The sequence below is a fragment of the Sphingopyxis granuli genome, from assembly GCF_001559015.1.
GTDB lineage: Bacteria > Pseudomonadota > Alphaproteobacteria > Sphingomonadales > Sphingomonadaceae > Sphingopyxis > Sphingopyxis granuli.
The window spans coordinates 2733974-2759584 of record NZ_CP012199.1; the positions used below are offsets into that span (position 1 = coordinate 2733974).

At 61.9% G+C, this 25611-nt stretch carries 22 protein-coding genes and 4 pseudogenes; 5 read left to right on the forward strand and 21 right to left on the reverse strand.

Going from position 1 to position 25611, the window contains the following annotated elements; all coding sequences use genetic code 11:
* Positions 1–3 precede the first annotated feature (3 nt).
* From trbL to SGRAN_RS23255, 8 genes and pseudogenes are all read right to left on the reverse strand, one after another.
* Positions 4–1308, reverse strand: a complete 1305-nt coding sequence (trbL, locus tag SGRAN_RS12710; protein WP_067184148.1) for a P-type conjugative transfer protein TrbL — start codon at positions 1306–1308, stop codon at positions 4–6.
* 126 nt (positions 1309–1434) lie between these two features.
* A complete protein-coding gene (gene trbJ, locus SGRAN_RS12715; RefSeq protein WP_067184150.1) occupies positions 1435–2169 on the reverse strand; it encodes a P-type conjugative transfer protein TrbJ in 735 nt (244 codons plus the stop codon).
* Between the two features lie 11 nt (positions 2170–2180).
* Positions 2181–4619: pseudogene (gene trbE, locus SGRAN_RS12720) on the reverse strand (conjugal transfer protein TrbE).
* A complete protein-coding gene (locus tag SGRAN_RS12725; RefSeq protein ID WP_067184153.1) occupies positions 4613–4885 on the reverse strand; it encodes a VirB3 family type IV secretion system protein in 273 nt (90 codons plus the stop codon). Before SGRAN_RS12725 ends, trbE begins: the two are co-directional and overlap by 7 nt.
* The gene (locus SGRAN_RS12730) at positions 4882–5250 is read right to left on the reverse strand and encodes a TrbC/VirB2 family protein (protein ID WP_237233499.1); all 369 of its coding nucleotides are present in this window, start codon (positions 5248–5250) and stop codon (positions 4882–4884) included. Before SGRAN_RS12730 ends, SGRAN_RS12725 begins: the two co-directional genes overlap by 4 nt.
* Before the next feature lie 2 nt (positions 5251–5252).
* Positions 5253–6260, reverse strand: a complete 1008-nt coding sequence (gene trbB / locus SGRAN_RS12735; protein ID WP_067184156.1) for a P-type conjugative transfer ATPase TrbB — start codon at positions 6258–6260, stop codon at positions 5253–5255.
* A complete protein-coding gene (locus SGRAN_RS12740; protein ID WP_067184159.1) occupies positions 6257–6661 on the reverse strand; it encodes a ribbon-helix-helix protein, CopG family in 405 nt (134 codons plus the stop codon). Before SGRAN_RS12740 ends, trbB begins: the two co-directional genes overlap by 4 nt.
* Positions 6662–6664: 3 nt before the next feature.
* Positions 6665–8666, reverse strand: a pseudogene (locus tag SGRAN_RS23255) (conjugal transfer protein TraG).
* Positions 8667–8850: 184 nt separating this feature from the next.
* Between SGRAN_RS23255 and SGRAN_RS12750 the strand changes: the two are divergent.
* Together SGRAN_RS12750 and SGRAN_RS12755 are read left to right on the forward strand one after the other, a co-directional pair.
* Positions 8851–9141, forward strand: a complete 291-nt coding sequence (locus SGRAN_RS12750; protein ID WP_067184162.1) for a type II toxin-antitoxin system ParD family antitoxin — start codon at positions 8851–8853, stop codon at positions 9139–9141.
* Positions 9141–9518, forward strand: a complete 378-nt coding sequence (locus SGRAN_RS12755) for a type II toxin-antitoxin system RelE/ParE family toxin (RefSeq protein WP_067184165.1) — start codon at positions 9141–9143, stop codon at positions 9516–9518. Before SGRAN_RS12750 ends, SGRAN_RS12755 begins: the two co-directional genes overlap by 1 nt.
* A gap of 286 nt (positions 9519–9804) precedes the next feature.
* On the opposite strand, the gene SGRAN_RS22255 is transcribed toward SGRAN_RS12755, so the two are convergent.
* The 5 genes from SGRAN_RS22255 to SGRAN_RS12770 form a co-directional block, all read right to left on the reverse strand.
* Positions 9805–10659 (reverse strand): hypothetical protein, encoded by an 855-nt coding sequence (locus tag SGRAN_RS22255; RefSeq protein WP_148650871.1) that lies wholly within the window; start codon positions 10657–10659, stop codon positions 9805–9807.
* On the reverse strand, positions 10649–11632 hold the full coding sequence (locus tag SGRAN_RS12760) for a ParB/RepB/Spo0J family partition protein (RefSeq protein ID WP_082737239.1): 984 nt from the start codon (positions 11630–11632) through the stop codon (positions 10649–10651). Before SGRAN_RS12760 ends, SGRAN_RS22255 begins: the two co-directional genes overlap by 11 nt.
* Positions 11629–12831 carry a DNA adenine methylase gene (locus SGRAN_RS21750; RefSeq protein WP_210434133.1) on the reverse strand — a complete coding sequence of 401 codons (1203 nt, stop codon included), beginning with the start codon at positions 12829–12831 and terminating at the stop codon, positions 11629–11631. The genes SGRAN_RS12760 and SGRAN_RS21750 overlap by 4 nt, the downstream gene beginning before the upstream one ends.
* A gap of 258 nt (positions 12832–13089) precedes the next feature.
* Positions 13090–15075 carry a relaxase/mobilization nuclease RlxS gene (gene rlxS / locus SGRAN_RS12765; RefSeq protein ID WP_067184170.1) on the reverse strand — a complete coding sequence of 662 codons (1986 nt, stop codon included), beginning with the start codon at positions 15073–15075 and terminating at the stop codon, positions 13090–13092.
* Positions 15076–15320: 245 nt separating this feature from the next.
* The gene (locus SGRAN_RS12770; RefSeq protein ID WP_067184173.1) at positions 15321–15542 is read right to left on the reverse strand and encodes a hypothetical protein; all 222 of its coding nucleotides are present in this window, start codon (positions 15540–15542) and stop codon (positions 15321–15323) included.
* A gap of 183 nt (positions 15543–15725) precedes the next feature.
* On the opposite strand from SGRAN_RS12770, the gene SGRAN_RS12775 reads away from it, so the two are divergent.
* Positions 15726–15953: a hypothetical protein gene (locus tag SGRAN_RS12775; RefSeq protein ID WP_067184176.1), complete on the forward strand. Its 228-nt coding sequence runs from the start codon at positions 15726–15728 to the stop codon at positions 15951–15953.
* A gap of 1 nt (position 15954) precedes the next feature.
* Here the strand turns inward: SGRAN_RS12775 and SGRAN_RS12780 are convergent, their stop codons facing one another.
* Positions 15955–16440 (reverse strand): MucR family transcriptional regulator, encoded by a 486-nt coding sequence (locus tag SGRAN_RS12780; RefSeq protein ID WP_067184179.1) that lies wholly within the window; start codon positions 16438–16440, stop codon positions 15955–15957.
* A gap of 303 nt (positions 16441–16743) precedes the next feature.
* Between SGRAN_RS12780 and SGRAN_RS12785 the strand changes: the two genes are divergently transcribed.
* A complete protein-coding gene (locus tag SGRAN_RS12785) occupies positions 16744–17793 on the forward strand; it encodes a sensor histidine kinase (protein WP_067184180.1) in 1050 nt (349 codons plus the stop codon).
* Positions 17794–17898: 105 nt separating this feature from the next.
* On the opposite strand, the gene SGRAN_RS12790 is transcribed toward SGRAN_RS12785, so the two are convergent.
* The 6 genes and pseudogenes from SGRAN_RS12790 to SGRAN_RS12815 all read right to left on the reverse strand — a co-directional run bounded on the left by SGRAN_RS12790 (position 17899) and on the right by SGRAN_RS12815 (position 24282).
* Complete coding sequence (locus SGRAN_RS12790) at positions 17899–19728, reverse strand: ParB/RepB/Spo0J family partition protein (protein WP_067184183.1); 1830 nt, start codon at positions 19726–19728, stop codon at positions 17899–17901.
* Between the two features lie 87 nt (positions 19729–19815).
* The gene (locus SGRAN_RS12795; RefSeq protein WP_067184184.1) at positions 19816–20253 is read right to left on the reverse strand and encodes a DUF2958 domain-containing protein; all 438 of its coding nucleotides are present in this window, start codon (positions 20251–20253) and stop codon (positions 19816–19818) included.
* Positions 20250–20453, reverse strand: a pseudogene (locus SGRAN_RS12800) (zincin-like metallopeptidase domain-containing protein); the annotation flags it as partial. The gene SGRAN_RS12795 and the pseudogene SGRAN_RS12800, both read right to left, overlap by 4 nt.
* Before the next feature lie 74 nt (positions 20454–20527).
* Positions 20528–22384: a reverse transcriptase domain-containing protein gene (locus tag SGRAN_RS12805; protein ID WP_067187072.1), complete on the reverse strand. Its 1857-nt coding sequence runs from the start codon at positions 22382–22384 to the stop codon at positions 20528–20530.
* A 641-nt stretch (positions 22385–23025) separates the two neighbouring features.
* Positions 23026–23760: pseudogene (locus SGRAN_RS23010) on the reverse strand (ArdC family protein); the annotation flags it as partial.
* Between the two features lie 69 nt (positions 23761–23829).
* Positions 23830–24282, reverse strand: a complete 453-nt coding sequence (locus SGRAN_RS12815) for a DUF736 family protein (RefSeq protein ID WP_067184190.1) — start codon at positions 24280–24282, stop codon at positions 23830–23832.
* 771 nt (positions 24283–25053) lie between these two features.
* Between SGRAN_RS12815 and SGRAN_RS12820 the strand changes: the two genes are divergently transcribed.
* Positions 25054–25242: a hypothetical protein gene (locus SGRAN_RS12820; protein WP_067184192.1), complete on the forward strand. Its 189-nt coding sequence runs from the start codon at positions 25054–25056 to the stop codon at positions 25240–25242.
* A gap of 18 nt (positions 25243–25260) precedes the next feature.
* On the opposite strand, the gene SGRAN_RS12825 is transcribed toward SGRAN_RS12820, so the two are convergent.
* A complete protein-coding gene (locus SGRAN_RS12825; protein ID WP_067184195.1) occupies positions 25261–25611 on the reverse strand; it encodes a hypothetical protein in 351 nt (116 codons plus the stop codon).

Below are 25611 nucleotides of genomic sequence, written 5' to 3' on the forward strand. Positions count from 1 at the left end.
GGCTTAATCCCTTTCTTTGATGTCGGGGGCAGCGCCCGCGCCGCCGCGGTCGCCTGATTGGATCGCGTGAATCGCCATCTGGCGGCGGTGCCTGCTGGTCTGGGTGGCGTGGAGTTTTTGCGCCCATGCGGGCGGCGTGGTTCCGGCGCCTGCGGCGGCGGTTCCGCCCGCCGAAGGCGCGCCCGTCGTTCCCGCCGCCCACGCGGCTTGCTGGCCGCGCTCGGCGGCGGCGCGAAGTCCAAGGGCGTTTCGCATCCGGTTTGCAGCGGCCCCTTTGGCGGCCGTCGCCATGCCGCCAATGCCTGCGCCGACCGTCGCGGCTCCTGATGTTTCCTGCCCCAGCTTGTAAGCCGTGGACGCAGCGCTTCCCATCGTCGTGCCTGTGCGCAGCGCGGCTAGGCCCGCGCCCCCTACGCCGCGCGCGGCGGCAAGCGCGCCGGCGCCGCCCATGACGACCGTTCCGCCCGCAAGTGCGGCTGTGGCGACAACCGACCCTGCGCCAAGCTGCGGCGCGCCGGCAATCAGGCCGGATGCGAGCGACGGGCAAAAGATGGCGAGCAGGGCGAACACGAGAGCCGCCAGCGCGAGAGTCATGGTCTGTGCGAGATCAACCTCCTGCCCGAGCAGTCCGCTGGTCAACTCGGAGAAGAAGTTGGAGCCGATGCCGACGATGACGGCGATCACCATCACCTTGATGCCGGAACTGACGACTGCCCCCAAAACGCGCTCGGCAAGGAAGCTGGTCCGGTTCCACAAGGCGAACGGAACGAGGACGAAGCCGACGAGGCTCGTCAGTTTGAACTCGATGATGCAAATGAACATTTGCCCCGCGAGGACAAAGAAGGCGGCGAGAACGATCGCCCACGAGAGGCACAGGACCACGATCTCGATAAAATTCGTGAAGAAGTCGATCGGGCCGAGCAGTTCCTTTGCCTGTTCGAGCAGCGGCCATGCGGCTTCAAAGCCGGTTCCCGCGAGCCGCCCCGGCATCAACAAATCCTCGGCACTGATCGCGCCGCCGCCCGCTGTCAGGCCAAGACCCGCGAAGGACCGAAAGATAATGTCGGTGAGTATCGGGAAGCTGTTGAGGATCAGCGCGAAGGCGCCGACGTAGAGGATTTTCTTGAGGAACTTGCCGATAACGTCATCTTCGCCGCCGAGCGCCCAGAAGAGGCCTGCGAGCGTAATGTCGATGCCGATCAGGACGGTGACGAGGAATCCCACATCGCCTTGGAGCAGCCCGAAGCCGCTGTCGATATAAGCGATGAACGCCTGCAAGAAGCGATCTATGATGTTCATATCGTTCATCGTCGCGGGACTCCTGTTGGAAGGTCGAAGTGTGTCGCGGGGGCCGCCGGGGGAGAGGGGGAGCCGGACGGCCCCCGCGACGGGACGGCACTCGACGGGGAGCTAGGTCGCAGCGCCGCCCCAAGCTCAATTGCGCGGCGTGTAGGCTTTGCCGGTGCCGAGGAATCGGGTCGCCCGGTCGCGGGCTTCGCGCTCGCTCTGGACGCGCCGCGCGGCTTCAAGCGACTCCTTGCGGAACTGCGACGCCATCAGGTTTTGAAGCTGGAATTGCTGCTTCGCGGTCAGGGCAAGAAGCTGATTGGTCGCCTGCTGCGCCTGCAAGCTGCCCTCCGCGCCCTGACTCTTGGCGACGATCGCCGCGAGCGCCTGCGCGTCGTCGCGCACATTCTCGACGATACCGCTCTGCACCTGCATGGTCTGCCGGAACGCGGCCATTTCATTATCGAGCCGCTGTTTCGCGACCGCAATCCGCTGGTCCCGTTTCAGCGCGGTCCCGAAGCTGTCGGGAAACTGCTGCCGAAACCGCTCGTCGAGTTGGTCGACGCGGAAGTCGATGCCCTGCGCCTGCCCCATCAGCTTGTCGATCTCGCCGAGCTTCTGGCGGAGCTGGTCGAGCTGCGGGAAGTCGATGCGCGAGAGGTTCTTGGCCTGACCCGCAAGCATCTGGGCTTCGTTCTGAAGGCTCTGGATCTGATTGTTGATCTGTTGAAGCGTCCGCGCGGCCGTCAGCAGATTTTGCGTGTAGTTGGTGGGATCGAACACGCTGATCTGCGCGGAGGCCGGCGCGGTGGCGAGCGATGCCGCACCGATCGCGCCGACGATGCCGGTTCCGATCAAGGCGGCGATGACATATTTCTTCATCTCATATCTCCTTAGGGTTGCACGGGGGACGCGGGGAAACAGGCGGCCGCGTCAGCCGCCCATTCGAGGCCGGAATCGGAGAGGAACCAGCCGACGAAATCGTCTGCGCCATGTGCGGCGAGCAGCGCGTCGATACGCTTTTGCGTGTCGGGATCGGATGCACCGCAAAGGGCGAGCGCGATCGGGCCTAGCCCCAGCTCGAACAGCCGGTTGCCGCGCGCCGATTGCAGATAATATTGCCGCTTCGGCACCGCGCGGCTGACCAGCTCGATTTGCCGCTCGTTGAGGCCGAAGCGAAGATAGGCCGCCTGGCTTTGCGGTTCGATCGCCCGATCGTTGGGAAGCAGGATGCGCTGCGGGCAGCTTTCGATGAGGACAGGCGCAATCGCGCTGGCGGCAATCTCCGAAAGGTTATGGGTGGCAAAGACGACCGACACATTTTTCTTGCGGACGGTTTTCAGCCATTCCCTGATGCGCTCGGAAAACAGCGGATGGTCGATATATTTCCATTACTCGTCGAGGACGAGCAGCGTCGGCTTGCCCGTGAATCGTTCTTCGAGACGATGAAACAGATAGGAGAGGACCGGCGCGACAACGCTTTCCGACCCCATCAAGGCTTCCATCTCGAAGCATTGGACGTCGGCCATATGTAGGTCGTCCTCGGCCGCATCGAGCAGACGGCCGAATGGCCCTTCGAGCGTATAGGGCGCGAGCGCCGATCGCAGCGGCGCCGATTGCAGCAGCAGCGACAGGCCGGTCAGGGTCCGTTCCTCCACCGGCGCGGTTGCGAGATTGGTGAGCGCCGACCAAACGGCTTCCTTGACCTCGGGCGTTATCGGGACATTCTCCTCGGCGAGCAGGGCGCCGATCCACTCGGCCGCCCATGCCCGCTCGTCGGGCCGGTCGATGTGTCGCAACGGCTGGAAAGCGATCGTCTCTCCGGCATCGCCGCCAAGCCCAAGACCATGATGCGCGCCGCCCATCGCCAGCGTCGCCGCGCGCGCCGACCGCCCCATGTCGAAGATATAGACTTGGGACTCCGCGTAGCGCCGGAACTGCAAGGCGAGCAGGGTCAGCAGGACGGACTTGCCCGCGCCGGTCGGCCCGACGATCATCATATGTCCCACGTCGCCAACGTGGGTCGAAAGCCGGAACGGGGTCGAGCCGCTGGTTTCGGCATAGAGCAAAGGCGGGCCGTCCAGATGGGTGTTGCGCGCCGGTCCCGCCCATACCGACGACAGCGGCATAAGATGGGCGAGATTGAGCGTGTGGATGATCGGCTGGCGGACGTTCGCATAGACATGCCCGGGCAGGCTCGACAGCCACGCCTCCACCGCGTTGACGCTCTCGCATATGCAGGTGAAGCCCAGCCCGTTGACGATCCGCTCGACCGCGCGCACCTTTTCCTCGACGCGGGCGCGATCGGTATCGGCAACGGTTATGGTCGTGGTCAGATAGCCGAACGCAACATGGTCGGCCCCGAGCGCCTGCAATGCCAGGTCAGCATCGACGACCTTGTTGTCGGCATCACTGTCGAGCAACTGGACCGGCTGATTATAGATAACCTCGCGCAAGAGCGCGGTGACGGATTTGCGCTTGTTGAACCATTGGCGGCGCAGCTTGGTCAGCGCCTTGGTCGCGTCCGTCTTATCCAGCGAGAGGAATCGCGTCACCCAGCGATAGCCGAAATCCTCATGGTTCAGCACGTCGAGGATGCCGGGCCTGCTGACATTGGGGAATCCCATTATGGTCAGCGTCCGCAAATGCTCGTCGCCCAGCATCGGCTCCAGCCCGCCGGTCAGCGGCGTGTCGCAAAGCACGGCGTCGAGATACATCGGAGTTTCGGGGACCGCGACGACATGGCGGTGCGTCGATATGGTTCCGTGCAGATAGGTCAGCGTCTCGCCGTCATCGAGCGCGCGCACCTCCGGCATGAAACCCGAAAACAGGTCCAGCGCCCTATCGGTTTCGGCGATGAAGCTCGCAAGCGCCTGCCGCCAGTCGCGGCCCTTCACGTCGTCGCTACGCTCGACCAGCGCGCGGCCCGCCGTGTCCGCCTGATCGGGCGGCGGCAGGAAGGTGAGCGTCACATAATAACGGCTCTCGAAATGCGCGCCCGCGCTCTCGAAGGCCGCGCGCCGCTCCTGATCGACAAGCCATGACGCGGCATCGGGAAAGCCGCTGTCGGGATAGCCCAGCGCCTCGCGCCGCTCCGCTTCCATGTGGAGCGCCCAGCCCGATCCGAAACGCTTGAGGACATTGTTAGCCCGCGCGCAGGCGCCGACCAACTCGGCCTCCGTTGCGGACTCCAAGTCCGGCCCGCGAAAGCGCAAGGTGCGCTGAAAGCTGCCGTCCTTGTTCAGCACCACGCCGGGGGCGACCAGCGCCGCCCACGGCAGATGATCCGCAAGGCGGTCGGCCCGGCTGCGATATTCGCGCAGGTTCAGCATGTCAGATAACCCCGCTGGCGAAGGTGGCGGGCGAGGACGGGCGCGAAATCCGGGTCGCGCTTTGCGGCGAACACCGCAACCGTGTGACCAAGCGCCCACATTGCGAGGCCAGCAATCCATTGCTGCAAGCCCAGCCCCAGCGCCGCCGCGATCGTGCCATTGACGATCGCGATGGCCCGCGGCGCGCCGCCGAGCAGGATCGGTTCGGCAAGCGCGCGGTGCATCGGCGCCTCGAAACCCTCGATGTGGCTGCCCGCGCCGATCATGCGATGAGCGCCCCGCCGCCGAAGCTGAAAAAGCTGAGAAAGAAGGAGCTGGCCGCGAACGCGATGCTGAGGCCGAAAATAATCTGAATCAAACGGCGAAAGCCGCCCGCCGTTTCACCGAACGCGAGGGTCAGGCCGGTGACGATAATGATGATAACCGCGATGATTTTGGCAACCGGCCCTTGCACCGATTCCAAAACCTGCTGCAACGGTTCTTCCCACGGCATACCCGATCCCGCGGCATGGGCCGCACCGGCGACGCCGAAGATAAGGCCAAGCTGGACGCTGACGGCGGCGAGGCGCAGCAGTTCGGGCGCGCGGACGCGAGCCTTTGTCAACAGAGGTGCGAGGGCGCGGACGTGCATGGTCATTCTCCTTTGGTTTCGGGGGGCTGGTCGGGGGTGAGGTCGCGGACGGCGTAATTCCCGTCGGGGTCGAGGCCGGCGACGCGTGCGACGCTATCGACGCGCCGCGCGAGGCCGCGGCCTGATATGAACACGATCATGTCGATGGCTTCGGCAATCAGGCGTCGCGGAACGGTGACGACGCTTTCCTGAACAAGCTGTTCGAGCCGATAGAGCGCTGCGGTGGCACTATTGGCATGGACCGTCGCGATGCCGCCCGGATGCCCGGTGTTCCAGCTTTTCAGCATGTCCAGCGCCTCGCGTCCGCGAACCTCGCCCACGATGATGCGATCCGGGCGAAGGCGGAGCGTCGAGCGCACAAGGTCGGCCATCGTGACCGCGCCGGTGCCTGCCGGCCCGACCGAGCGGGTGCGAAGCGCGACCACATCGGACGCGGCGCATTGCAGCTCGCGCGTGTCCTCTATGATGATGACGCGCTCGTCGAGGCCGGCCATTTCGGCAAGCAGCGCATTGGCGAGCGTCGTCTTGCCCGACGATGTGCCGCCCGCGACCAGGATGTTCCGCCGCTCTACGACGGCCATCGACAAGAGCCGCGCCGTGTCGGCCGACATGATGCCGTCCTTCACATAGTCGAGCAGCGTATAGATGCGCGCGGCGGGCTTTCGGATCGAGAAACAGGGCGCGAGGCTGACCGGCGGCAACACGCCCTCGAACCGCTCGCCCGCGCCTTCGCCGTGCGGCGGCAGTTCGGCCGATATGATCGGCGCCGCCGCATGGGCCTCGGTGCGCGCGTGGCTCGCGACCAGGCGAATGATGCGCTCGATCTGCGCTGGGTCGTAGCGGGTGCCGGTATCTATCCGGCCTTCACCAAGCCGGTCGAGCCGCAACACCCCGTCGGGGTTCACCATGATCTCGATGACGGCGGGGTCGGACAGTGCCGCCGCGATGCCCGGCCCCATAGCGGTGCGGAGCATCGCGCGGCGGCGATCTGCGGAAAGCGCGTCGGTCATGGCTGTGCCTCGATGATGTTTTGGGTGTCGAGTGTCCGCTTGCCGCCCGCGATCTGGCGGCCAAGCTGGGCGATGAATCGCTCGAAACGCTGATTGCCGATTGCGAGCGCGGCGGCGTCGGCCTCGGGGAGCGGCGCGGTGACGGTAAGCTGGTAGCGCACGAACAGCGCCAGCGCCTCCAGCACCACCTCCATGTCGCGGCGACCTGCCGCGACCTCGCGCGATATGCGGTCGAGCCGGACTTTCAGAAGGTCGTCGACCTCCTTGGTCGCGCGGCGGGCGAGCCAATCGCGCAGCGCCTCGTTGACGATACGCGACTTGTTGCCGCGGCGCCGAATGACCAGCGCGTCGAGCGCATCGCTCAAGTCGCTGTCGATATAGAGATTCTGCCGGACCTTCATCGCCTACAGTCCCGGCAACAGGTCTTGGGATTGCGATTGATTCATCGCGTGGCCGCGCACGAGCGAAGCGCGAACGCGGTCCATGACGCGCTTGTCGGCTGCCGCGTCGGGGTCATCGCGCTCCTTGTCGGGCAATTCGAGTTGGGTCGCCGGTTCGGGCTGCGGCGGCGTCTCGTCGATCGAAGGGTGCCGCTGCTGCTGCAAGCCGCCGTCCTCGTCCGCGCCGTCCTCGTCATCGGCTTTGCCGAGCCGGTTATCGGGCGCGCGAACCAGCCCGGTCCAGTCGTCGGGGCGGGCCTTCGGGCGATCGGCATAGTCGCCAACCGCGAGCGCGGGCGGTGGCAAGAGCCGCGCGCGGAAATTGGCATCTTTGAAATATTGCAGCTTCTTCGCCCGGATCGGGGCCATGCCCGACACAAGAACCAACTCGTCGGCGGGCGGTAGCTGCATCACCTCGCCCTGCGTCAGCAGCGGGCGCGCCGTTTCCTGCCGACTGACCATGACGTGTGCGAGCCAGGGGGCGAGCCGATGCCCTGCATAGTTCCGCATAGCGCGCTGTTCGGTCGCGACGCCGAGAGCATCGGAAATCCGCTTGCCAGTCCTTTCGTCATTCGTAGCGAACGCGATGCGGACATGGCAGTTGTCGAGGATCGAATTATGCTCGCCATAGGCTTTTTCGATCTGATTGAGGCTCTGCGCGATAAGGTAGGCACGGACCCCATAGCCCGCGAGAAAGGCTAGGCTCGTCTCGAAAAAATCGAGCCGCCCGAGCGCCGGAAACTCGTCGAGCATCATCAGGAGCCGGTTACGCGGCATCGAGCGTCTCCGTGAGGCGACGACCGATCTGATTGAGGACAAGCCGCACGAGCGGCTTGGTGCGGCTAATGTCCGATGGCGGAATGACGAGATAGAGCGAGACGGGATGGTCGGCTTCGACCAAATCGGCAATGCGCCAGTCGCAGCGCGACGTAACCGCCGCGACGGTGGGGTCGCGATAGAGGCCGAGAAATGACATGGCGGTCGAGAGGACGCCGCTGCGCTCGTTCTCCGATTTGTTCAGTACCTCGCGCGCTGCCGACGCGACGACCGGGTGAACCTGCGGCGCTTCCTTCGTGCCGACATGGTTCGTGGTCATCATCCGGCGCAGCGTCGTCACGAACGGCCGCTGCGGATCGGACAGGAAGGTCGCGACGCGGGCGAGCGTCTTTTCTTCCTCTGAATAGAGGATGTGAAGGATCGCGCCGACCAAGAGCGAGTGCGACGTTTTTTCCCAGTGGTTCCGACGCTCTAGCGCCCCTTCCGGGTCCACCAGAATGTCAGCGATGTTCTGAACGTCGCGAACCTCGTTCGCGCCCTTCCTGACCTCCAGCAGCGGATTATATTTTGCCGATCGCAAGTCGGTCGGGTTGAACAGCAGGACGTGCGAGAAGTGCGCGCGCCAGCCAGCAGTAAGCTGCCAGTTCTCGCCCTTTATATCGTGGACGATGGCCGAGCCGGTCCAGCTTAGCAGCGTCGGGATGACGAGGCCGACGCCTTTGCCCGAGCGGGTCGGCGCGAACGCCATGACATGCTCCGGCCCCTCGTGGCGAAGGTAGCGCCCGCGCAGACGACCAAGGAAAACCCCGCGCTCGCTAAGCAGCCCGGCACGGTCGATCTCGCCTTTTGTAGCCCAACGCGCGGAGCCGTATGTCGTGACATGGCGCGACTGGCGCGCGCGCCATAGCGACCCGGCGATGGCGGACGCGCAGCCGAGAAAGCCGCTCGCCCCCGCGATCATCCCGGCTTTGTCGAATACCTCGGGCGCATATGCCTCGAAGTGATACCACCAAGGGAATATCGCCCACGGCCGATAGATGTTCGTGTCGAACAGGACGAACCATGCGGGGCCAAGCTGCGGCTGATAACCAAGCTGCGCGGCGCACCATTGCGTCGCGGCCCAGACGCCTGCGATAACGATCGCGAAAACGACGAGGATTTGACCTATCAGCAGCTTTGTAGGGGTCACGATTTTCTCCCGGCGACGCAGGGGGTTGCGGCGGCGGGCCAAAAATCTGCCTGACCGGGAAAATCGGCTATGACGGTTACGGCGCGTAATGGCGCGGGACGGCGCAGCGGGCGTAAGTCGTCATTGGCATAATATGCCAATCGTGCTATAGAAGCCGCCAACGCAATCGAGAGAGGCCCGAGTCATGCCGACGCGAAATGTAGTGCTGACCGATCATCAGCAGGACGTGATTGAAACGCTGGTCGAGTCCGGCCGCTATCAGAACGCGAGCGAAGTGCTGCGCGAAGGTCTGCGGCTCGTCGAGCAGCGTGAGCGCGAGGATGAAATCAAACTCGAAGCCTTGCGCCAAGCCGCGCAAGTCGGCCTTGCCGACCTGGCTGCGGGCCGGTTCACCGAAATCGAGCCTGACGGCATCGACGCACTCATGGCAAGGTTGAGCGAAGAGGCAGGGCGGCGCGCGAGCGCGGACGCTTGATGCGGAGAATCCGCCTCTCGGCTGCTGCCGAAACCGACATTATCGAGATACTGGAAAATTCGGAACGTGAGTTTGGGCGCGCGGCGCGCGAGCGCTATGACAAGTTGTTGCGGGCGGCGCTGCGCGATCTGGCCGAAAGCGCGACCCGACCTGGAAGCGTGGCGCGTCCCGAACTTGGCGACGATATTCGATCATGGCACCTGCGGTTGAGCCGCAAGCGCGCCAAGCTGGACGGCCGCGCGGTGCGGCGGCCTCGTCATCTTCTGCTCTACACGCTCATCGGAGATAATGCGGTCGGCATCATGCGGGTGCTGCATGATGCGATGGAACTGCATCGTCACCTCGACGCCGGGATGTCGTTCCCGTCCAACGACTGACTGCTTTCGATTATCGGACCGATTTATTTCTCCACGGGATCGACTCGGTGGTCGTGCCGGTTGCCGCCGCGATCGCGGCCCGCCTGTTTTGGTGGGGCGCTGCTTCCGTTTCATCTTTGGCGGTGCGCCGTTGTTCTTTTTTCTTTTTGACTCAAGGATCGCATGGAAAGCCTCCGGTGCGGGTCGCCGGCGCCGACGCTATCCTCATCGCGATCGTCGTTCCGAGTTTTGGCTCCGCTATCGCTATGATAGTGAGCCGGACGACTAGAATAATTTCACCGGAAATCTATCCGACGTGCAATTTAATTGTATATCCCTTGGCCTTCGCAAGAGCTCTTAGCTTACTGGCTATGTTAATAGCATCGAGAAATCCCTCGCGACATTTCCTGATCTTTTCAGCAGCTTGCTTTGCTGATTTTGCAGGATGACTTGCAGTATTTCGAAATTCCTGAACGAATTCTCGGGCTCCGCCAAGCGCAGCCCGATGACCAGCAAGCGGCTGCGCACCATACATATTATCTATGCGATTGGCGAGCGCACCTCCCGAACTAGATGCCGTCAAATCCCCCTTCTTTACTGCTTGGTCTGCAATAGAAGTTAGAATGGCTTCAATTATCTGCCCCGCGTCCTGCAATCCCTGCGTTTCACTTGTCTGATAAACAGCATAGGCGGACCTAAATGCGACCTTCATTTTGGGACTTAGTTTTGAGATTGCCCTCTCAAAACTATCTGGCGATATATGCTGGGCAAGTGGAACGCAACTGTGTTGGATGACCGCATTTCCGTCTTCATCAACAGTAATTATCCCAAATCCATGATTCTTTAACAAATTTATATTCTTGTGATTAGGGTCTCCGAGATACGCCTCCAAAGTGCAGGCTTGATATACAGCGATAGGAAAGTCATAGTGACTAATGTCATGGGCAGCACCCTTAAGGCTTCCTGGGTACAAGTTATCCTCTACTTCAACTGCGATAAGCTTGAATTTTCCAACCTTCAAATAAAATGACGGTCTCCACATAATGGCGTCGTCAATGCCCTCTTCAATCTTGACTCCATTGCTGCCGTAGCGTTCTTTGCAGAACGCTAGCGCTCGCACCGCTACCACCCGTAGCCTCTCGCTGAGCGTCTCAAATGTCATCGGAATCCCGCAGCACTCGGTCAATTAGCTCCTTCAATTTGAGGAGTTGTTGCCTTAAATCTGCCCCTAAAGAATCTTCATCATCGCTTTCAATTGTTGCATCGAGATATTCATAAATGGAATCGATATTCAGAATTATCTTACGCTCATCGTAGCGCGTTTCAAATTGCTCTGCGTAAACGTCATGTATACTAATATTTTTATTTATATCAAAAATATCAAGTATGGCTCGACGAGCTTTATTTTCTTTTACGCCGACGTTACTAATAGACGTAGCTATCTTGGATAACTTACGAAAATCCGTAATATTATTTATTGTTTTTGCCCGGAATTTAGAAATCAGAGCATCCCTAGCTACGTTTAGATCGGGAACCGCCGAAGGCACGCGGTTTTGCACCGTCTTCAACGCCTTCTCCATCTCAATGAAGAAGTCTTCTGACAGCCGCTGAAGATGCTTAGGAAGTGCAAGCTCCTCTTCAAGCTGCTTTCTATAACTATCCGGCAGATCGAACAGAAGTCTACATCGACGAATCTGCCCTCTGGTTAAGCCTGTTATTTCACTAAGCTCGATTTCATTCGGCTCGCGGCCGTCGTTATCTGACGCAAACAGCTCTATAACGTCGGGTAATTTATTCGCTATAGTCAGGTAGTCCCACTGCTCCCGTAGAGCATGGATATTGAACATCAAAAGAAGATTGTTGAGCTTTGTTGGCTTAGGCTGAACCAGCGCCGGGATTTTCTTAAGGTTGAGCTTGCGGGCGGAACGCCACCGACGTTCGCCATCGATCAGGACGAAGGCTCCGTCATCTTCATAGACAGTGATCGGCACTTGAATACCATAACGCCGGATCGACGCCATCAAGGTATCCATCTCTTCTGGCCGGAAGAAGAGACGAGGATTTTCTGGATTACGCTTTATTCGATCTGGTGACAGGTCTTTGAGATAGCCGTGCGGCTGCTTGTCAGGAGTCATAGGCGTCCCCGGTAGATCATTTCAACAACCGAAGATTTTGCCGAACCTTTGGACGCGCCAAAAGTCGAATGATCATGCCCAATAGAATGACAGACTTCGACCGTCCCATAGTGCCGTTTTAGAATTTCCAGTGGATCGATCCCCGCACTATACACCAAACCGTTGCTCGGATAGCTTAACACAATATCGGAACCAAGTTGCGCCGACGATTGCACGAGGGAGTCCATCGCGGTTGCAGCCTTTGCCTTTAGTGAGAAATTTGTGCTGAATCTGTCTGGACGATAGAGACCCTTGCCTGTCATGGTCGGATAATCATACAAGACCAGGGTGTCGAGCAAATGATAGTAACGAGAATATTGATCATTTGTGTAAGGAGGGTCTGCATATATAACGGCAGGCCTTTCTTCTTCATTAAGCAGCTTAGGAAGGAGTAAAAGAGTGTCGCTATTAAAAGTCTTGTTATTTTTTCTCCAGAGAGAATTTCCTACGGGATTGACCTCGTCACTCCCCTCAAGAAATTCCTGCCAAATCTTTCGTTTTCGTTGCCTCTGGAATGTCCGAAAATTTCCAATTTTTGGCTGTAGATATTGAGCAAAGTGCCCAGTCGTATTGGAAACACGCAACATAGAGCGGCCTAGCGCAATAGTAAGCCATCGCGCATGATCAAAGGATGCCGAACTTTCGAGCTGGCTATTGATCGATGTGACAATTGCATCAATTTCCAGTGCTTGGCGAACTCCAATGAATGTATCGGAATACTGCTTCGAGAAAAGATGGAATTTCTGTGGGTGCGCGACTTGGCGGCAACAATCAAGAGCAACATTTAGGGTACGACGCTCTCGTTCAAACTCGTCAAAGTTCGAGGCGGCCATCACGGCGTCTTCAGCCTCCAATGCGCTCCCGTACACCGAAGACAATTTTCCATATGCTAGGGCGAAATCGTCATAGTACCGATCTGCAATCGCTTGCGACCGCAATGGGTGCTCCTGAGACGTAAATAGAGCTTGTGCGACCTCATAGGCGAACACCTGAATATCGTTCGTCCAGACTTGCCTAGACTGGGCTACGGCTTCACCTACGGAGCACATGCCCGAAAATACATCTAAAATTGGACCCGGCTGACAGTCTGCAATCACAAGGGAAACGGTCGTCGCAAGCTCGCGCTTCGTCCCCATGTAACTTATGCCAACACTCATCATCATCCCCCCGCGGCCCGTACTAGGACGAGACGCCCCAACAATGCAAATTTATCCACATCGCCAGCGACGGCAAGCCTCTTTGTGATCCCATGCGAAACCACTTGGTGTGGCCCTGTCCGAGAAGTCGCGGACAGGCCGTGGACGCTCTTTAGCTGGTGACGTAAACGTCGAGCGGTATGAGACATATCAAGAGAGGCGCGCATTAATCCTGATCAATCGTAAGTATGATCTATCAGATAGTTTGCGGGCAGATTTACATTAGATGTGCGGCCCGCTGCGCTGCCGTCCGAACGACCAACTTATGCCGCCGTCGCGCATGATGCCCGACAGGCTCTTGCCAATATGCCGCTCCATCACCGGACGCCACGGAACCAGAACAAAATCGCGCGACCGTTCGACCAGGGCTTGCCGTCCGCTCGTCATATCGACGGCGCGGACCAACCGGCCCTGAATCGGCTCTTGCGGCCTCGCTTCGGCGAAGGGTTTGCCGACCTCATCCGATAGCTGGCTCGCGACCCGGAGCAATTCGCGGCGCTGCAAGGACGCGAGCATATTGCGGCGATAGACGGTTCGCCCATCCTGTTCCTCGGCAAGCTGTTCGGCGACCAGCCATTGCCGCCGCATGGCCTGCGCTGCGCGAACCTCGCCGCCGAATCCGGCATCGCGAAGCGGCGCCGGACTATCGGCGACCAACTCCCGGTCGAGCCACGTCGCGGCCTCGGCCCCCGGCAGCTTGTCGAGCGGCAGCGCCGACATGGTTTCGACGGTGACAGGCCGGTCGCGAAGCTGGCGCGCCTCGAACGCTTCCGCCTTGTCGAGATGGTCAGGGGTAATGATCCAGCTTCCATCGGGTTCGCGCTCGACGTTTCGCATGACGCGCCGCATGGTTTCCAGACGCCGGACGTGGCTTTCGGCAAACCGTTCGCTGGCGGTCGGGTCGTGCCGCAAATGCGCGTCGATCGTGTAGCGCCCACCATTCGCGGTCGCGACCTCGGCAATCGTGCGATCGACGGGACGAACGCCGCCGCTGCTACGTGGTGAGATCTCGACAATCGCGTCTTTGGGGATCGGGCTGACCGCTTCTCCTTTGCCGATCTCGGCATAATGGGTGCGACCGTCGATCGCCTCGACGATGACATAGTGGCGATCGGCATATTCGTCCGACAGCCCGCGTTCGATGACACGGCCGATAAGCGGGCGGGCATCGGATGCGGTCGGGTCATAAATGACCTGATCGACGATCGCAGGCGCGTTTCCGCGCGCCGCATAGGCGCGCTGCATGGTGCGGATAATGTCGTCGCGCTCGCCCATGCGGCGCAGCGTGTCGGCAAGATCGGGGGCGAGCCGCCAATGCGCCGCGCCGTGCCGCGTCGCCAGCCCGAGACGTTCGAGTTTTCTGAACCGGCCCATGCGAATAGCCTGATCGAACGCGCCGCGCCCGCCCGAACTGACAAGAATATCCTTGTCGGCCTCGCGCAGCATCGCGCGGTCTATGCTGGTCAACCGCTCCTGCTCGACCTCGGCGCGAAGGCGCTGCTCGATCGCATGATCGGTGCGCGGGCCAAGGTCGAGGTCGACCAGCTCTGAGGCACGCTCGCGCAGGCCGTGGCTGATATAGTCGCGCGCGATAATCAAATCCTTGCCGCGCTCGTCCTTGCCGCGCACGATGATATGGGTGTGCGGGTGGCCGGTGTTATAGTGATCGACCGCCACCCAATCGAGTTTGGTCCCCAAGTCGTCTTCGACGCGCTGCATCAGTCGCCGGGTCAGCGGCTTGAGGTCGTCATATTCCATGCCGTCCTCTGCGCTGACGATGAAGCGGAATTGGTGGCGATCACCCTTCGCTGGTTCGAGCCAGGCATTACGGTCCACCGCGTCGCTGTCGGCGCTATAGAGTTGCCCGCGTCCACCCTCGCGCGTCGTGCCGTCGCGCTCGACGTAGCGCAGATGCGCGTTGGCAACGTCGAACCCGTTGCCGCCGAGTTTGACGGTGCGAACCTTGACGATCACGCGCCGCTGGCGAAAGGCGGCGAAGCGGTCGCGCGATGACAGGACGCGACCGACGCCGGCGCCGCGCCCGATGCGGCTGCCGGTGAAAGCCGACTGCCGCGCGCGACCGGGAGCGCCGCCGCGCGCGAGATTGGTTGCAGCAATCACGCGCGAGAGAAACTTGCGCGGGCGCGGCTTCCGGCCCTTGTCGCCAAGGCGGCCGAGCCGCGGCTCAAAATCGTCATTGGTGGACATGATCGGCGCCTTCGGTGGGAGAGAAAGCCCGATCATGCGCTCGGCCCGGAGACATGAAAATCGGTGCCGCCGAACATGGCGGAAAACCGCCGATTTTCGGCGCACCGGCACTGTCGCCAGCAGGGCGGCACTGTTTTCCTCTCCCTAAAAAGGATGTGCAGACAACAGCTTAGGCATCATCCGCATAAGCGGACGGTGCCGTAGCTTTATATCTTGCCATCGCTACCGCTCCTCCCGCAGCCCCTTCAATCAGGCTTCCCGATCACCGCGCGCACTGCCCGGCCAAGCTCGGCCGCCTTCCAAAAGTGCCACTCGTCGCCGGTGTCGCGGTCCCAGCTTTCATCCTCGTCGAACAAGCCTTTCGGAATCGCATGAGCCTCGGCAAAGCTCTGCGGACCCGACATTACGATGTCGCGTTGCCTGTCGGAGAGGCTGGCTGCAATGGCGTCAGGCGATGTTGTGGTCATCCCGGCACTATGACAGAACGTCGATTGCAGTCAGTCGCGATCGACCTTTTTGGGCGCTGGATTGCCGCGATTGGGCGCGACGGTGACCCGTGAAGCGACCGTGAGGAGAGCCAGGATCAGGCTCGCGGAAGTGCGCTGCATATGCTTTCGCTCGCGCCAGACCGCGACTATAGGCGTGATTTAATGAATGGTGGAACGACGATTGCGGGGCAGATCGAACGGCTGATCGTGCGGCTTGATGGCGCGGGCGTGTGCGATGCGTGCGTCACCGACCGGCTCAATTTGTCGGTCCCGGCACAAGCCAATGTCGTCACCCGCGCACTCGGCGGCACACGCGGCTTCGAGCGCAAGAAGGACGAATGCACCTTGTGCGGAAGCACTCGGACGGTGATCCGGCGCAGCGTTCGCTAGGTCAAGCGGCGGGAGCTTTCGGCGCACGACCGCGCCGCGTCGGGGCTGGCTTGGCGGCGGGTTTCGCGGCTGGCTTGCGCCCGCCACCGCGCCCCTTGGTGCCGAGACCGATCGCCTTTGCAAGCTCCCGGCGCTTCTCCGCATAGGCGGGCGCGACCATCGGATAGTCTTTCGGCAGACTCCATTTCGCGCGATAATCGTCGGGTGTCATGCCGTAATGCGTCATCAGGTGACGCCGCAGCATCTTCAATTTCTTACCGTCGTCGAGGCAGACGATATAGTCGGGCTTGACCGAAGCGCGGATCGAGACGGCGGGTTTCAATTCTTCGGCGGGCGCGGCGGCTTCGGTCCCGAGGCCCGCGAGCGCGGCATGAACGCGCCCGATCAGGTCGGGCAGGTCGGCGATGCCGACGCTGTTGTTCGACACATGCGCCGCGACGATATCGGTGGTGAGCGTGAGCAGGTTTTCGCTATTGTCGTCGGCCATGATTGCCTCCCTGAAATAATGATGGGAAGCACTAGATGTCAGCAAGCAAGGCGTCAATCGCTGTGTCCCGCGCGCAAGAAAAACCATATTGCATTCCTCCAAAGCGGTGAGTAGCGCCGCGTAATTCTGGCGTCGAACCAAATAGTAACCGCCCCACGCGAATAAGTGCCGGGTTTCCCACGAATCATGCTATAATGCCTGGGCGCGCTTATGCTTCCAACGCGCGGGAGCGGCTGCCGCCGATACCCGGACCCGGCTTTCACCTCCGCGAGCTTTCCGGTTTCCCCGAAGGGGACCATCATCGTGACCCGCAACACCCATCCCGACGTGGCGCACAATCTGGCGCTCGCCATCATCGCCTCATCCAATGCCCCGGCGCTTCTGCTCGGCGGCGATCTGAACATCATCGCCGCCAGCGCATCTTTCTGTCGCGGCTTCGCTTTTGATCCGCAGGACGTCGCCGGACGGCCGCTGTTCGAGCTGGGCGCTGGCGAGTGGGACGTGCCGCAGCTCCGCTCGCTGCTCCGCGCGACCCTCGCCGGTCATGCCAAAATCCAAGCCTATGAGATGGACCTAAACGGCGATGCCGAACCGCGCCGCCTCGTTCTCAACGCGCAGAAACTCGACTATGGCGATGCCGAACAGGTCCGTTTGCTCCTGTCGGTTTCCGATGTCACCGAGGCGCGGATCAGCGAAAAGCTCAAGGACGACCTGCTGCGCGAGAAGGCCATTCTGCTTCAGGAACTCCAGCACCGCGTTGCGAACAGCCTACAGATTATCGCCAGCGTTCTCATGCAAAGCGCCAAGCAGGTGCAGTCGGAAGAGACGCGGACGCACTTGCGCGACGCCCACAACCGGGTCATGTCGATCGCCACCGTTCAGCAGCAGCTCGCGGCCTCGCGGCTCGGCGAAGTCGAACTGCGCGGCTATTTCACGCAGCTCTGCGAGAGTCTGGGCGCGTCGATGATCCACGATCATAGCCAGCTCTCGCTCGACGTGAGCGCCGACGACAGCAAGGTGAACGCCGACATTTCGGTCAGCCTCGGTCTGATCGTCACCGAACTGGTGATTAACGCGCTCAAGCACGCCTTTCCCGGCGACCGCGGCGGCAAGATCCTCGTCGATTATCATTCGGAAGGTCAGGATTGGAAGCTATCGGTGAGCGACGACGGCGTCGGCACGCCCGAGAAGCTGGCTGCCGCCAAGCCAGGTCTCGGCTCCAGTATCGTCGACGCGCTTGCCAATCAGCTCAAGGCCACGGTGCAAACCGAAGGCAGCGACCCCGGCATTAAAATTTCGATTCAGCACGTCGATTCCGCTGCCGCCAAGACGGTTCCAAAATCGCGGGAGTAACCGTCTTGGACCCAATCCGCCGCGCCGGGCGCCGCGAAAGCGGCGCCCGGCGCGGCCTATTTGGGGAATGAAGCGGGCGACGGGCTTGCCGCCGCCCGCTCGATCCTATGCCGCTTCGCGCTCCGGCTGCGATGCGGCGGGCTTCCTGCGCTTCGGCTTCTTGGGCGCGGGCAGCGCGACGACTGCGCCGGGGCCGGTCGGCTTCGGTTCCCGTTCGGCGCGCGCCGCTGCGACCAGCGCGGCCTTTTCGACGGTGCCGACGCCGCCGCGCGCGGTGTAGGCGGCGGGCGGAAACGCCATCCATTTCGGCACCCAGCCATCGACCTTCGCGCGCCCGTTCGCTCCGTCCAGATGATCGCGGGCAATGCGTTTCAGCGTCTTGGCTTTCTCGTCCGCGTTCGCCGCCGCGACGGTTTCGCCACCGACCTCCGCGACGATCTGCGTCAAGACCTCCTTGTCGCGAAGCGTCTCGAAAAAGGCGTCGTCGGCTTGCCAGTAGCGGGCCATATCGACGCCGATTTCGCCGCCGACGGCCTCGACGGCCGCGCTGCCGACTGCCAGCGTCTCGCCCATCACGATCATAAGAACGTCCATCACGGCGCGCTCCGGCAAGTCGAGCAAGCGAAGGAACAGAGCGACAAGGTGGCTCTCGTCGCCGCGCCGGTCGCCATATTGGGCGGTGACGGTCGCGCGCTCCGGGTCGAAGGCGAGCAATGCGAGAACCGCGCGCCGCTTTGCGTCGAAGTCGGTTTCGGCCTTGCACGTCTCGAAGGACTCGCGAACATCGTCCTTGTTCGCGCGCTGCGGGTCGTGGCGAAGCGTCCAGAACGGCGAGCCGACAACGGCATGGGCGACCATCAAGCGAAGCGCGATCTTCGGATGCCGGGTCAGCGCCGCGCGCACGGCGGCATGGCGATGCAGGTCGATGTAATTCTGCGTCGTCCCCGTCACCTCCGGGCGCGGAACTTTCGGGCCGGTGTCGATCTTCTCACCGCGCTCGATGCGCTTGGCTTCCTTGCCGGTGACATAGCCCTCATGGAACTCGACTTCGCCGTTCGCGCGGACGTTGACATAGACGCGCCCGCCCTTGTCCTTCGGCATTTTCACGAACTCATGTCCGTGAAAATGCTCGGTGGGCGGCACGATGACAACATCGCTCCATCCGTCCTCGATGTAGCTGTCGCGGCGCTCGTCGACGGCGGCGTTCTGCGCGGACCAAAAGGCGTCCGCGTCCGCGAAATAGCTGACCTGCTCGAACAGGTCGAGCGTGATGCCCTTCATTCCCTCCGCGTCGAACAGCGCATGTTTGACGGGGATGCAGGTGCCGCCCAGCAACCAGCCTTTAAGCTGGTGGCCGCTCGGCGGGTATTGCTTCGGGTCGTCGAACAGCGCCAGCCAAGCCTTTTGCTGGCTCCTGCTCGCCATGGTCAGATGCCGGACGGTGGTGCGGTCGATCTTTCCGGCGCGGTAAAGGTTACGGATGCGCGGCAAGAGATTGCCAAGGGCAAGGATGCGCCGAACCATCAAGTCGGGGATGCCGAACGTCTCGGCAATATCCTCGGCATCGCGGCCCTCCCTGACCAGCTTCGCGAAGTTTTCCCATTGCGAAACTTCGTCGGGGTCGAGCCGCTTGATATTCTCGATCAACGACGCCTCGATGGCGTCGGCGTCGTCGCCGGCCTCGAGGATGGCGCACGGCAGGGGTTCACCATCGCCGCGCTCATCCGCGACGATCTTCGCGGCGGTGAAGCGGCGCGCGCCCGCGACAATCTCGAACGCGCCGGGGCCGCAATTGGGCCGGACGATCAAGGGAACGAGAACGCCGCGCTTGCGGACAGTCGGAAGAATGTCGGACACGTCCGGCGCTTTCTTCGCGTAGCGCATATTGGTTTTGCTGATCGACAGCTTGCCAAGGTCGATAAAATCCAGTTTCATTGTCGTCACCTTTCAAAAGGTGCCGGTTCGTCGTTTCTTTGCGGTGATGGCGAACCGGCTTTCGGATGCGGCGAAACGCGCCGCGCGTTATCCGCTCCCCTCATCATCGACAGGGGGCGGAATCTCGTCGCCGTCCGCTGCGCGGGTGAGTTGGCGGAGCAGGGTTTCGGCGGCGCTGATCGAACCGGCGCGGCGCGACCATGCGGCCCATGTCGAAAGCCGGTGGCCGGTGTGGAAATGCAGGTCGCGCTCGATGCAAAGGCCGAACGGCAAGCGGACGCTGGCAATCTCGCTCAAGCTGAAATAGCCAAGTTCGGGCGTGCCGAAACCAAGGTCGGCTAGGCCGAACAGCGTATCGTCATCCTCCTGCAATTCGGTCGCCAGCCATGTCGCCGCGCCGCACGGATTGAAGAATTTGACGAGGGGAACGGGGTCAGGCTCGGCCTGTCCGCCGATGGTGGCGGCGCGCCGCGCGTCGTCGTTCGCGCGCAAGGCGGCGCCAAGTTCGGGGGTGAGCAAGATCATGCCGCCCTCCGTTCGTTCGCCTGCGCCTCGTCGTAGCGCGCCAATATCCAGTCGGCGGCCTTGCTCGCCTGACTGGCGGCGCGGAAGATCGCGCGGCTATCCTCGCGCAAGACCTCAAGCCACGATGCCAGATAGTCGGCATGGCGGACGGTCGGCGCGATGCCGAGCGCGGCGCAAAGAAAGGCGCTGCCCATTTCGGCATTGGGTCGGGAGGGTCGCGCCTCGAGGAGGACACGCCTCTCCCGCCCACCGAACCGGACGTGATAGTTTCCCATCATCCGGCTCTCCGTGCTTGCATGTCGCCGCTATCGAGCGGCTTGAGTTGCCCGGCGTGAAGCGCCTTGTGGCAAGGCAAGCAGAGGACAACGCGTTTGCGCCGCCGTGCCGCCGCGACCTGTTTCCAGAGCGGGGTATCCTTCACGTCCGCCAGTCGGCGACTGTGATGGACCTCGCACGGATTTTCGGTCGAGCCACAATATTCGCACTGCTTTGCCCGAAGCCGATCCATCACGTCCGAGCGCCCCTTCGTGAAGTGAGGGACTGCCCAGCGATCAACATTCGGCCCGAGGTTCGGCAGCCGGTCGATATGCTTTAGATTGAAGACAGCAACCGACCGTTCCTTACCGTCCACCTTGAAGCGGACGGCGAGTCCATCCCGTGTCTTGAGACGGCGGGCGACCTGATTGACCGACAGCCGCAGCTTGAACGCCAGCGTCTTCAACAAGCTGGTTTCCCAGAGGAACCACAGCTTGCGAAGGCTGAACTTCGCGACGTAGGCCAACCGGTAATAGTTGGCGAGCCCGCGCATCTCGGCGTTGTATGCCAGCACGATCTCCAGCATCGAGCTGTCGACCAGATACCGGCGGTGCATCGCTTTCAGACGCCCGAGGTCACCATAGCCCTTGCGCTGATTGAACCGCACGAGCCTGTCGTGCGGAACGCGGAGGTGGATGCGGTCAGCGCAGTCGCGCGAACGCACGACCCGCCTGCCCAACTTCGTCCGCCGGACCCTGCTCCCGGTCACGGTGATGACCGTGTAGCCGAGGAACATGGTCCCCTTCGACGCCTTGCTCACCTTGCTCTTTTCCGGCGAAGCTTCGAGGCGAAGGCGGTGACGGAGATAATCCGTCACCTGTGCCATCACCTCTCGGGCATCCGCTTTCGAGCCGATCACGCCGATGATGAAGTCATCAGCATAGCGGCAGAACAACAGCCGTTTGAAGTTTGGGTCGAGCCCGTTCTTCGACGGCATGGTGGAGCGTTCCGTCTCCATCTCCCGGATCTTGGCAAGGACTGCCTGCGCTTCGGCCTCGCGGCCTTCGCTCAACAGCCTCTCGACCCGGAGGCGACGTTTATACATGCCGATGGTAAGGTTGCGGTATCGCGGATTCTCGGCCCTCCGCTTGCCCCGGTCGAACCGCGCCTTCATCTCCGTCAGGAACTGATCCAGTTCATGCAGATAGATGTTGGCAAGGATCGGAGAGACGACGCCACCCTGCGGCGTGCCGCTGTAGGTGGCGTTGAAGGACCAGTCCTTCATGTAACCGGCCTTGAGCATCCCCTCGATCAGGCGGATGAACCGCTTGTCGTCGATCTTCCGTTCAAGCAGGTCGATCAGGATGCCGTGATCGATATTGTCGAAGAACCCGACGACATCGACGTCCACCAGCCATTTCACACCAGTCCAGGTGTCCTTGATGTGCTCAAGGGCGGTATGGCAGGATCGGCCACGCCGGAAGCCATGCGAGCGCGGCGAGAACACCGGCTCGTATATGCGTTCCAACAGCAGCTTCACCGCCGCCTGAACCAGTTTGTCGCTGGCCGTTGGGATGCCCAGTGGGCGTGTTTTCCCATTGGCCTTTGGGATTAAGACCCTACGCACGGGGGCGAAGCGGTAGCTGCCGTTTGTGATTTGCCCGATGATCCGTTCGATCCGCTCTAGGGAGAACCCATCGAGCGTTTCGCCGGTGACGCCGGGCGTGAGTGCGCCTCGGTTGGAGGCGATCTCGGCATAGGCCTGCTCCCACAGGAGCGGGTCTGCCATCATTCGCGACAAGCCATTGATCCGCTTGCCCTGTCTCGACAGGATTGGGATCGATTCCAGTCGTCTTTGCAAGGTATCGGGTAGCATCAGCACGCCCACCCTGTTGACTGACCAGTCTCGCAAGCACTGCCGCCCTTCACCCGACCAGTGAGGAGTCCCGTGCCGGTTGCCCGGCAGCTTTCATCCGTGGCCGTCCATCCGAAGATGGCTGTCCGGGGCATTACCCCCGGCATTTGGCTACTATGACGGCTCTGTCGCCATGTGGGTCGCTGACGCGCCCATTTAGGCGATCCCGTGTTTACGCGAACAAGGAGATGCGATGCGGTTAGGCGCTCCGTTCGTCCCTTTGATCCCACCGATGGTGGGCAGGCCGCGCAGGCTGGGTCGAGGATGTCTAATAGCACCACCCTCTTCTTGGATCGGCTCTCAGTCGCAAACCGATCTCTGCGCGGTGCGGCGTTGCAACCATCGCTACGCCGCTGTCGAGGATAAAACCCTGAGGACTGGAGTTCAGGCAGTGTAGCTTTCGCCGTACGCACCTTGCGATGACCCGCCCGGCCTACGATGGCTTCGGCAGTTTGGGCCTTTTCCCGACATGCTATGGTCCCGTTCCTCTTTCGAGATTTCAGCCGGTTCATCACCAGCACCGGTAAGTCGGGGACGCATGGATTTTCCCAGCTATCCAGAAGACATATCTTCACTCCTTTATTCGCGCCGACACGGCGCACAACAAGTTCCTCGCGCGCATAATCCTTGTTGCCGAAGCTGGTCCCGAATTTGCGGGCGAGCCGCGACTTGTGGCCGGTCGCGTGGGTCAATTCGTGCAATGCCGTGCCGTAGTAATTGATCTGCTCGAAGAACGCCGGTTGCGGCGGCATCTGCACAAAATCATGGGTCGGGCTGTAAAACGCCTTGTTGCCGCCGATGCGATATTCGACGCCCGAGGCGGCGATAACCGCCTCGGCAACCGGCACGATCTGGCGCTCGGGGAGCGGCGCGGGGTCGGCGGCAAGGCCGGGGCGCAAGCCCTCGCATTGCGCGACATTGAACACGGTGAAGCGTTTGAGGAAGGGAATGGCCTTGGCCTCGTCGCCGGTCGCGCGGGCGCGCTCCTTCTCCCGTTCGGGGGTGAAGCGGTCGGCATAGACAACGGTCGTGCCGCGTTCGCCCTTCCTGACGTTGCCGCCCGCGTTCGCGGCTTGCCGGTAGGTCAGCCACGATTGCGAGGGATAGCCGTGCTCCATCACCGCGCCCCACAAAATGAGCACGTTGATGCCGCTATATGCGCGGTCGCTGATGGCGTTGCGGGGAAGGCCGGGGTTGACCATGCCGGTGCGGCCCCAAGGCTTCACCCAGGGCAAGCGCCCTTCCTCCATCTCGGCGATGATCCTCGCCGTCACCTCGGCGTAAATATCGCGCACGGCCTCGCCGCCGCGCGCATGGCGCGTCGTTTCCTTCGTCATCGGGAAGGCTCCTTCTCGAATGTAGGGGGATTATCGGGGGAGCGTTCGCGCGCTCCCCCGTGGGGTCAGTCAGGCGGCTTGCAGTTCCTCGCCAGCCGGTGCGGTGGCCGGTGCTTCGGCCGGGGTCTTGGCCTTGCGCTGGCGCTTCGGCGCGGCCGGTTCGGGCAAGGTCGCATCGCCGCTGCGGCTGCGGCGGCGGTCCTGATCGTCCTTGCGAAGAACGTCCCAGACGTTCGACAGTTCGCGCGAGCGATAGAGGCGAAGGCGAACGAAACCGCTCTGGCTGCTCCTGATGTAGCCACCGAAATAGGTTTCGCCGCTTTCGCGTCCCTTATGCTGCCAAAGATAGCCGATCGGCACGTCGCGACCGCGCGGGCTTTTGGTTATCAGGCGGAAGTCGGGCGCGTTCTCGCGCTCGATATTCGCGCGACCGAGCGCAATCTCGAAGTCGTAATGCGTTTCAGCAACGAAGCCGGTCACGGTTCCATTGTCGTTGCGGGTCAGGGTGCCAATGTTTTCCATGTCATTCACTCCATCTAGTCGGTTTCGGTTCAAGTAAGTCTGCCGCCCAGCGGCATCTATACTTATAGAGGACCATCAGAATACGCTCTATGACATTGATTTCTTGACACAAATCCATCGTGACTGGTGGGTCCGAGCAAGAAAAAGGGCCGCGACCAGCGGCCCCGGAAAACAAAGAAAGCGCATCGGCCGCCCAAGCGGCCGATCCCTTCTCGACAGGGACATGGAGCGTGGGGCCGGGCGCTTCCATCGCAACCGGAGCCGTCCTCGCAGAGTCCCAAGTGCCGCGCGGATTTCTTGGCGGAAAGAGGCACGGTCGAGGGGTTTGGCGCAGCTTGGCAAAATGGGGGCGGCGCTTCTCCCAGAGAAGCAAATGCCGCCGCCCCCATTTTGGCTAGCGGAGCTTCCCCTCGACGCAACTCCTTTCCGCCGAAAATCCGTGTGGCACGCCAGGGACTCTGAGAGACGGCGTAGGGTGTGATGGAAGCGACTGGCTCCAGATCCCCATCGCGCGCTACGCGCGCGATTCGATAGCTTTAGCTGTCCCCGTCAGGGGATTGTCGCCCGGATGGGGCGAGACGCGGCAAGCGGCTCGACGGAGCTTGGCGGGCGCAGCCCGCCTAGCGCAGCAAAGCCCCGGTGGCCCGGCTTGCCGGGACAGACGCCGCAACCTGCTGGGCGGGAAACCGCGCACCCTGCTTTTGGCCCGCGTCCCGTTTGAATATCGGCGCGGAATATCTCAATATGGACCGCAGACGGTGGAGGTGAAGCATGGCGATTTCGGACACGCTGTTCGACGCGATCGAAGGCATCAGGGACGAGCTTGCCAGCCACCCCGGCGCATATGGCGCGGTTCGCCCGCAAATCGAGGCGCTGCTTGCCGAGATGGAGCGTGTGCAGTTCCTGCTCGATGCGCCGCCGCCGACCGATCGCGGCGGCCCCGCTGCGCGCCCCGGCTGACGCCAGCCCGCGCGTCCGTCAATCCGAGACGCTATCCCGCTTCGGTTTCCGTCCCTTGCCGAGCGAGGCCATGAGTTGCCACGTCAAATGCAGCCCGACGCGCCGCGCGATGCCGGTCAAATTGGTCCGCGCGCGGGTATGCCGGACATATTCGCGCTCGCCGTCACGATCGCAGTAATCGAGCGGATCGCGCAGCCCGTTCCAATAATCATCGAACGGTTCGCGGTCCCCATCGCTCATCGCAAAGAGGACGGCGAGCGCAAGGCGCACGTCGAGTCCCGGCTCGAAGGCATCGGGTCCGGTGTCGTCGATGACATTGTAGAGCACCGCCAGCGCGAGCCAGCGGAGCCGCGTCGATCTGAGGCGCAT

Excerpts from the sequence above, each read along its gene's own strand:
- trbL (WP_067184148.1), bottom strand. The coding sequence starts at position 1,308 with ATGAACGATATGAACATCATAGATCGCTTCTTGCAGGCGTTCATCGCT.
- trbJ (WP_067184150.1), bottom strand. The coding sequence starts at position 2,169 with ATGAAGAAATATGTCATCGCCGCCTTGATCGGAACCGGCATCGTCGGC.
- SGRAN_RS12725 (WP_067184153.1), bottom strand. The coding sequence starts at position 4,885 with ATGATCGGCGCGGGCAGCCACATCGAGGGTTTCGAGGCGCCGATGCAC.
- SGRAN_RS12730 (WP_237233499.1), bottom strand. The coding sequence starts at position 5,250 with ATGCACGTCCGCGCCCTCGCACCTCTGTTGACAAAGGCTCGCGTCCGC.
- trbB (WP_067184156.1), bottom strand. The coding sequence starts at position 6,260 with ATGACCGACGCGCTTTCCGCAGATCGCCGCCGCGCGATGCTCCGCACC.
- SGRAN_RS12740 (WP_067184159.1), bottom strand. The coding sequence starts at position 6,661 with ATGAAGGTCCGGCAGAATCTCTATATCGACAGCGACTTGAGCGATGCG.
- SGRAN_RS12750 (WP_067184162.1), top strand. The coding sequence starts at position 8,851 with ATGCCGACGCGAAATGTAGTGCTGACCGATCATCAGCAGGACGTGATT.
- SGRAN_RS12755 (WP_067184165.1), top strand. The coding sequence starts at position 9,141 with ATGCGGAGAATCCGCCTCTCGGCTGCTGCCGAAACCGACATTATCGAG.
- SGRAN_RS22255 (WP_148650871.1), bottom strand. The coding sequence starts at position 10,659 with ATGACATTTGAGACGCTCAGCGAGAGGCTACGGGTGGTAGCGGTGCGA.
- SGRAN_RS12760 (WP_082737239.1), bottom strand. The coding sequence starts at position 11,632 with ATGACTCCTGACAAGCAGCCGCACGGCTATCTCAAAGACCTGTCACCA.
- SGRAN_RS21750 (WP_210434133.1), bottom strand. The coding sequence starts at position 12,831 with ATGATGAGTGTTGGCATAAGTTACATGGGGACGAAGCGCGAGCTTGCG.
- rlxS (WP_067184170.1), bottom strand. The coding sequence starts at position 15,075 with ATGTCCACCAATGACGATTTTGAGCCGCGGCTCGGCCGCCTTGGCGAC.
- SGRAN_RS12770 (WP_067184173.1), bottom strand. The coding sequence starts at position 15,542 with ATGACCACAACATCGCCTGACGCCATTGCAGCCAGCCTCTCCGACAGG.
- SGRAN_RS12775 (WP_067184176.1), top strand. The coding sequence starts at position 15,726 with ATGAATGGTGGAACGACGATTGCGGGGCAGATCGAACGGCTGATCGTG.
- SGRAN_RS12780 (WP_067184179.1), bottom strand. The coding sequence starts at position 16,440 with ATGGCCGACGACAATAGCGAAAACCTGCTCACGCTCACCACCGATATC.
- SGRAN_RS12790 (WP_067184183.1), bottom strand. The coding sequence starts at position 19,728 with ATGAAACTGGATTTTATCGACCTTGGCAAGCTGTCGATCAGCAAAACC.
- SGRAN_RS12795 (WP_067184184.1), bottom strand. The coding sequence starts at position 20,253 with ATGATCTTGCTCACCCCCGAACTTGGCGCCGCCTTGCGCGCGAACGAC.
- SGRAN_RS12805 (WP_067187072.1), bottom strand. The coding sequence starts at position 22,384 with ATGCTACCCGATACCTTGCAAAGACGACTGGAATCGATCCCAATCCTG.
- SGRAN_RS12815 (WP_067184190.1), bottom strand. The coding sequence starts at position 24,282 with ATGGAAAACATTGGCACCCTGACCCGCAACGACAATGGAACCGTGACC.
- SGRAN_RS12820 (WP_067184192.1), top strand. The coding sequence starts at position 25,054 with ATGGCGATTTCGGACACGCTGTTCGACGCGATCGAAGGCATCAGGGAC.
- SGRAN_RS12825 (WP_067184195.1), bottom strand. The coding sequence starts at position 25,611 with ATGCGCCTCAGATCGACGCGGCTCCGCTGGCTCGCGCTGGCGGTGCTC.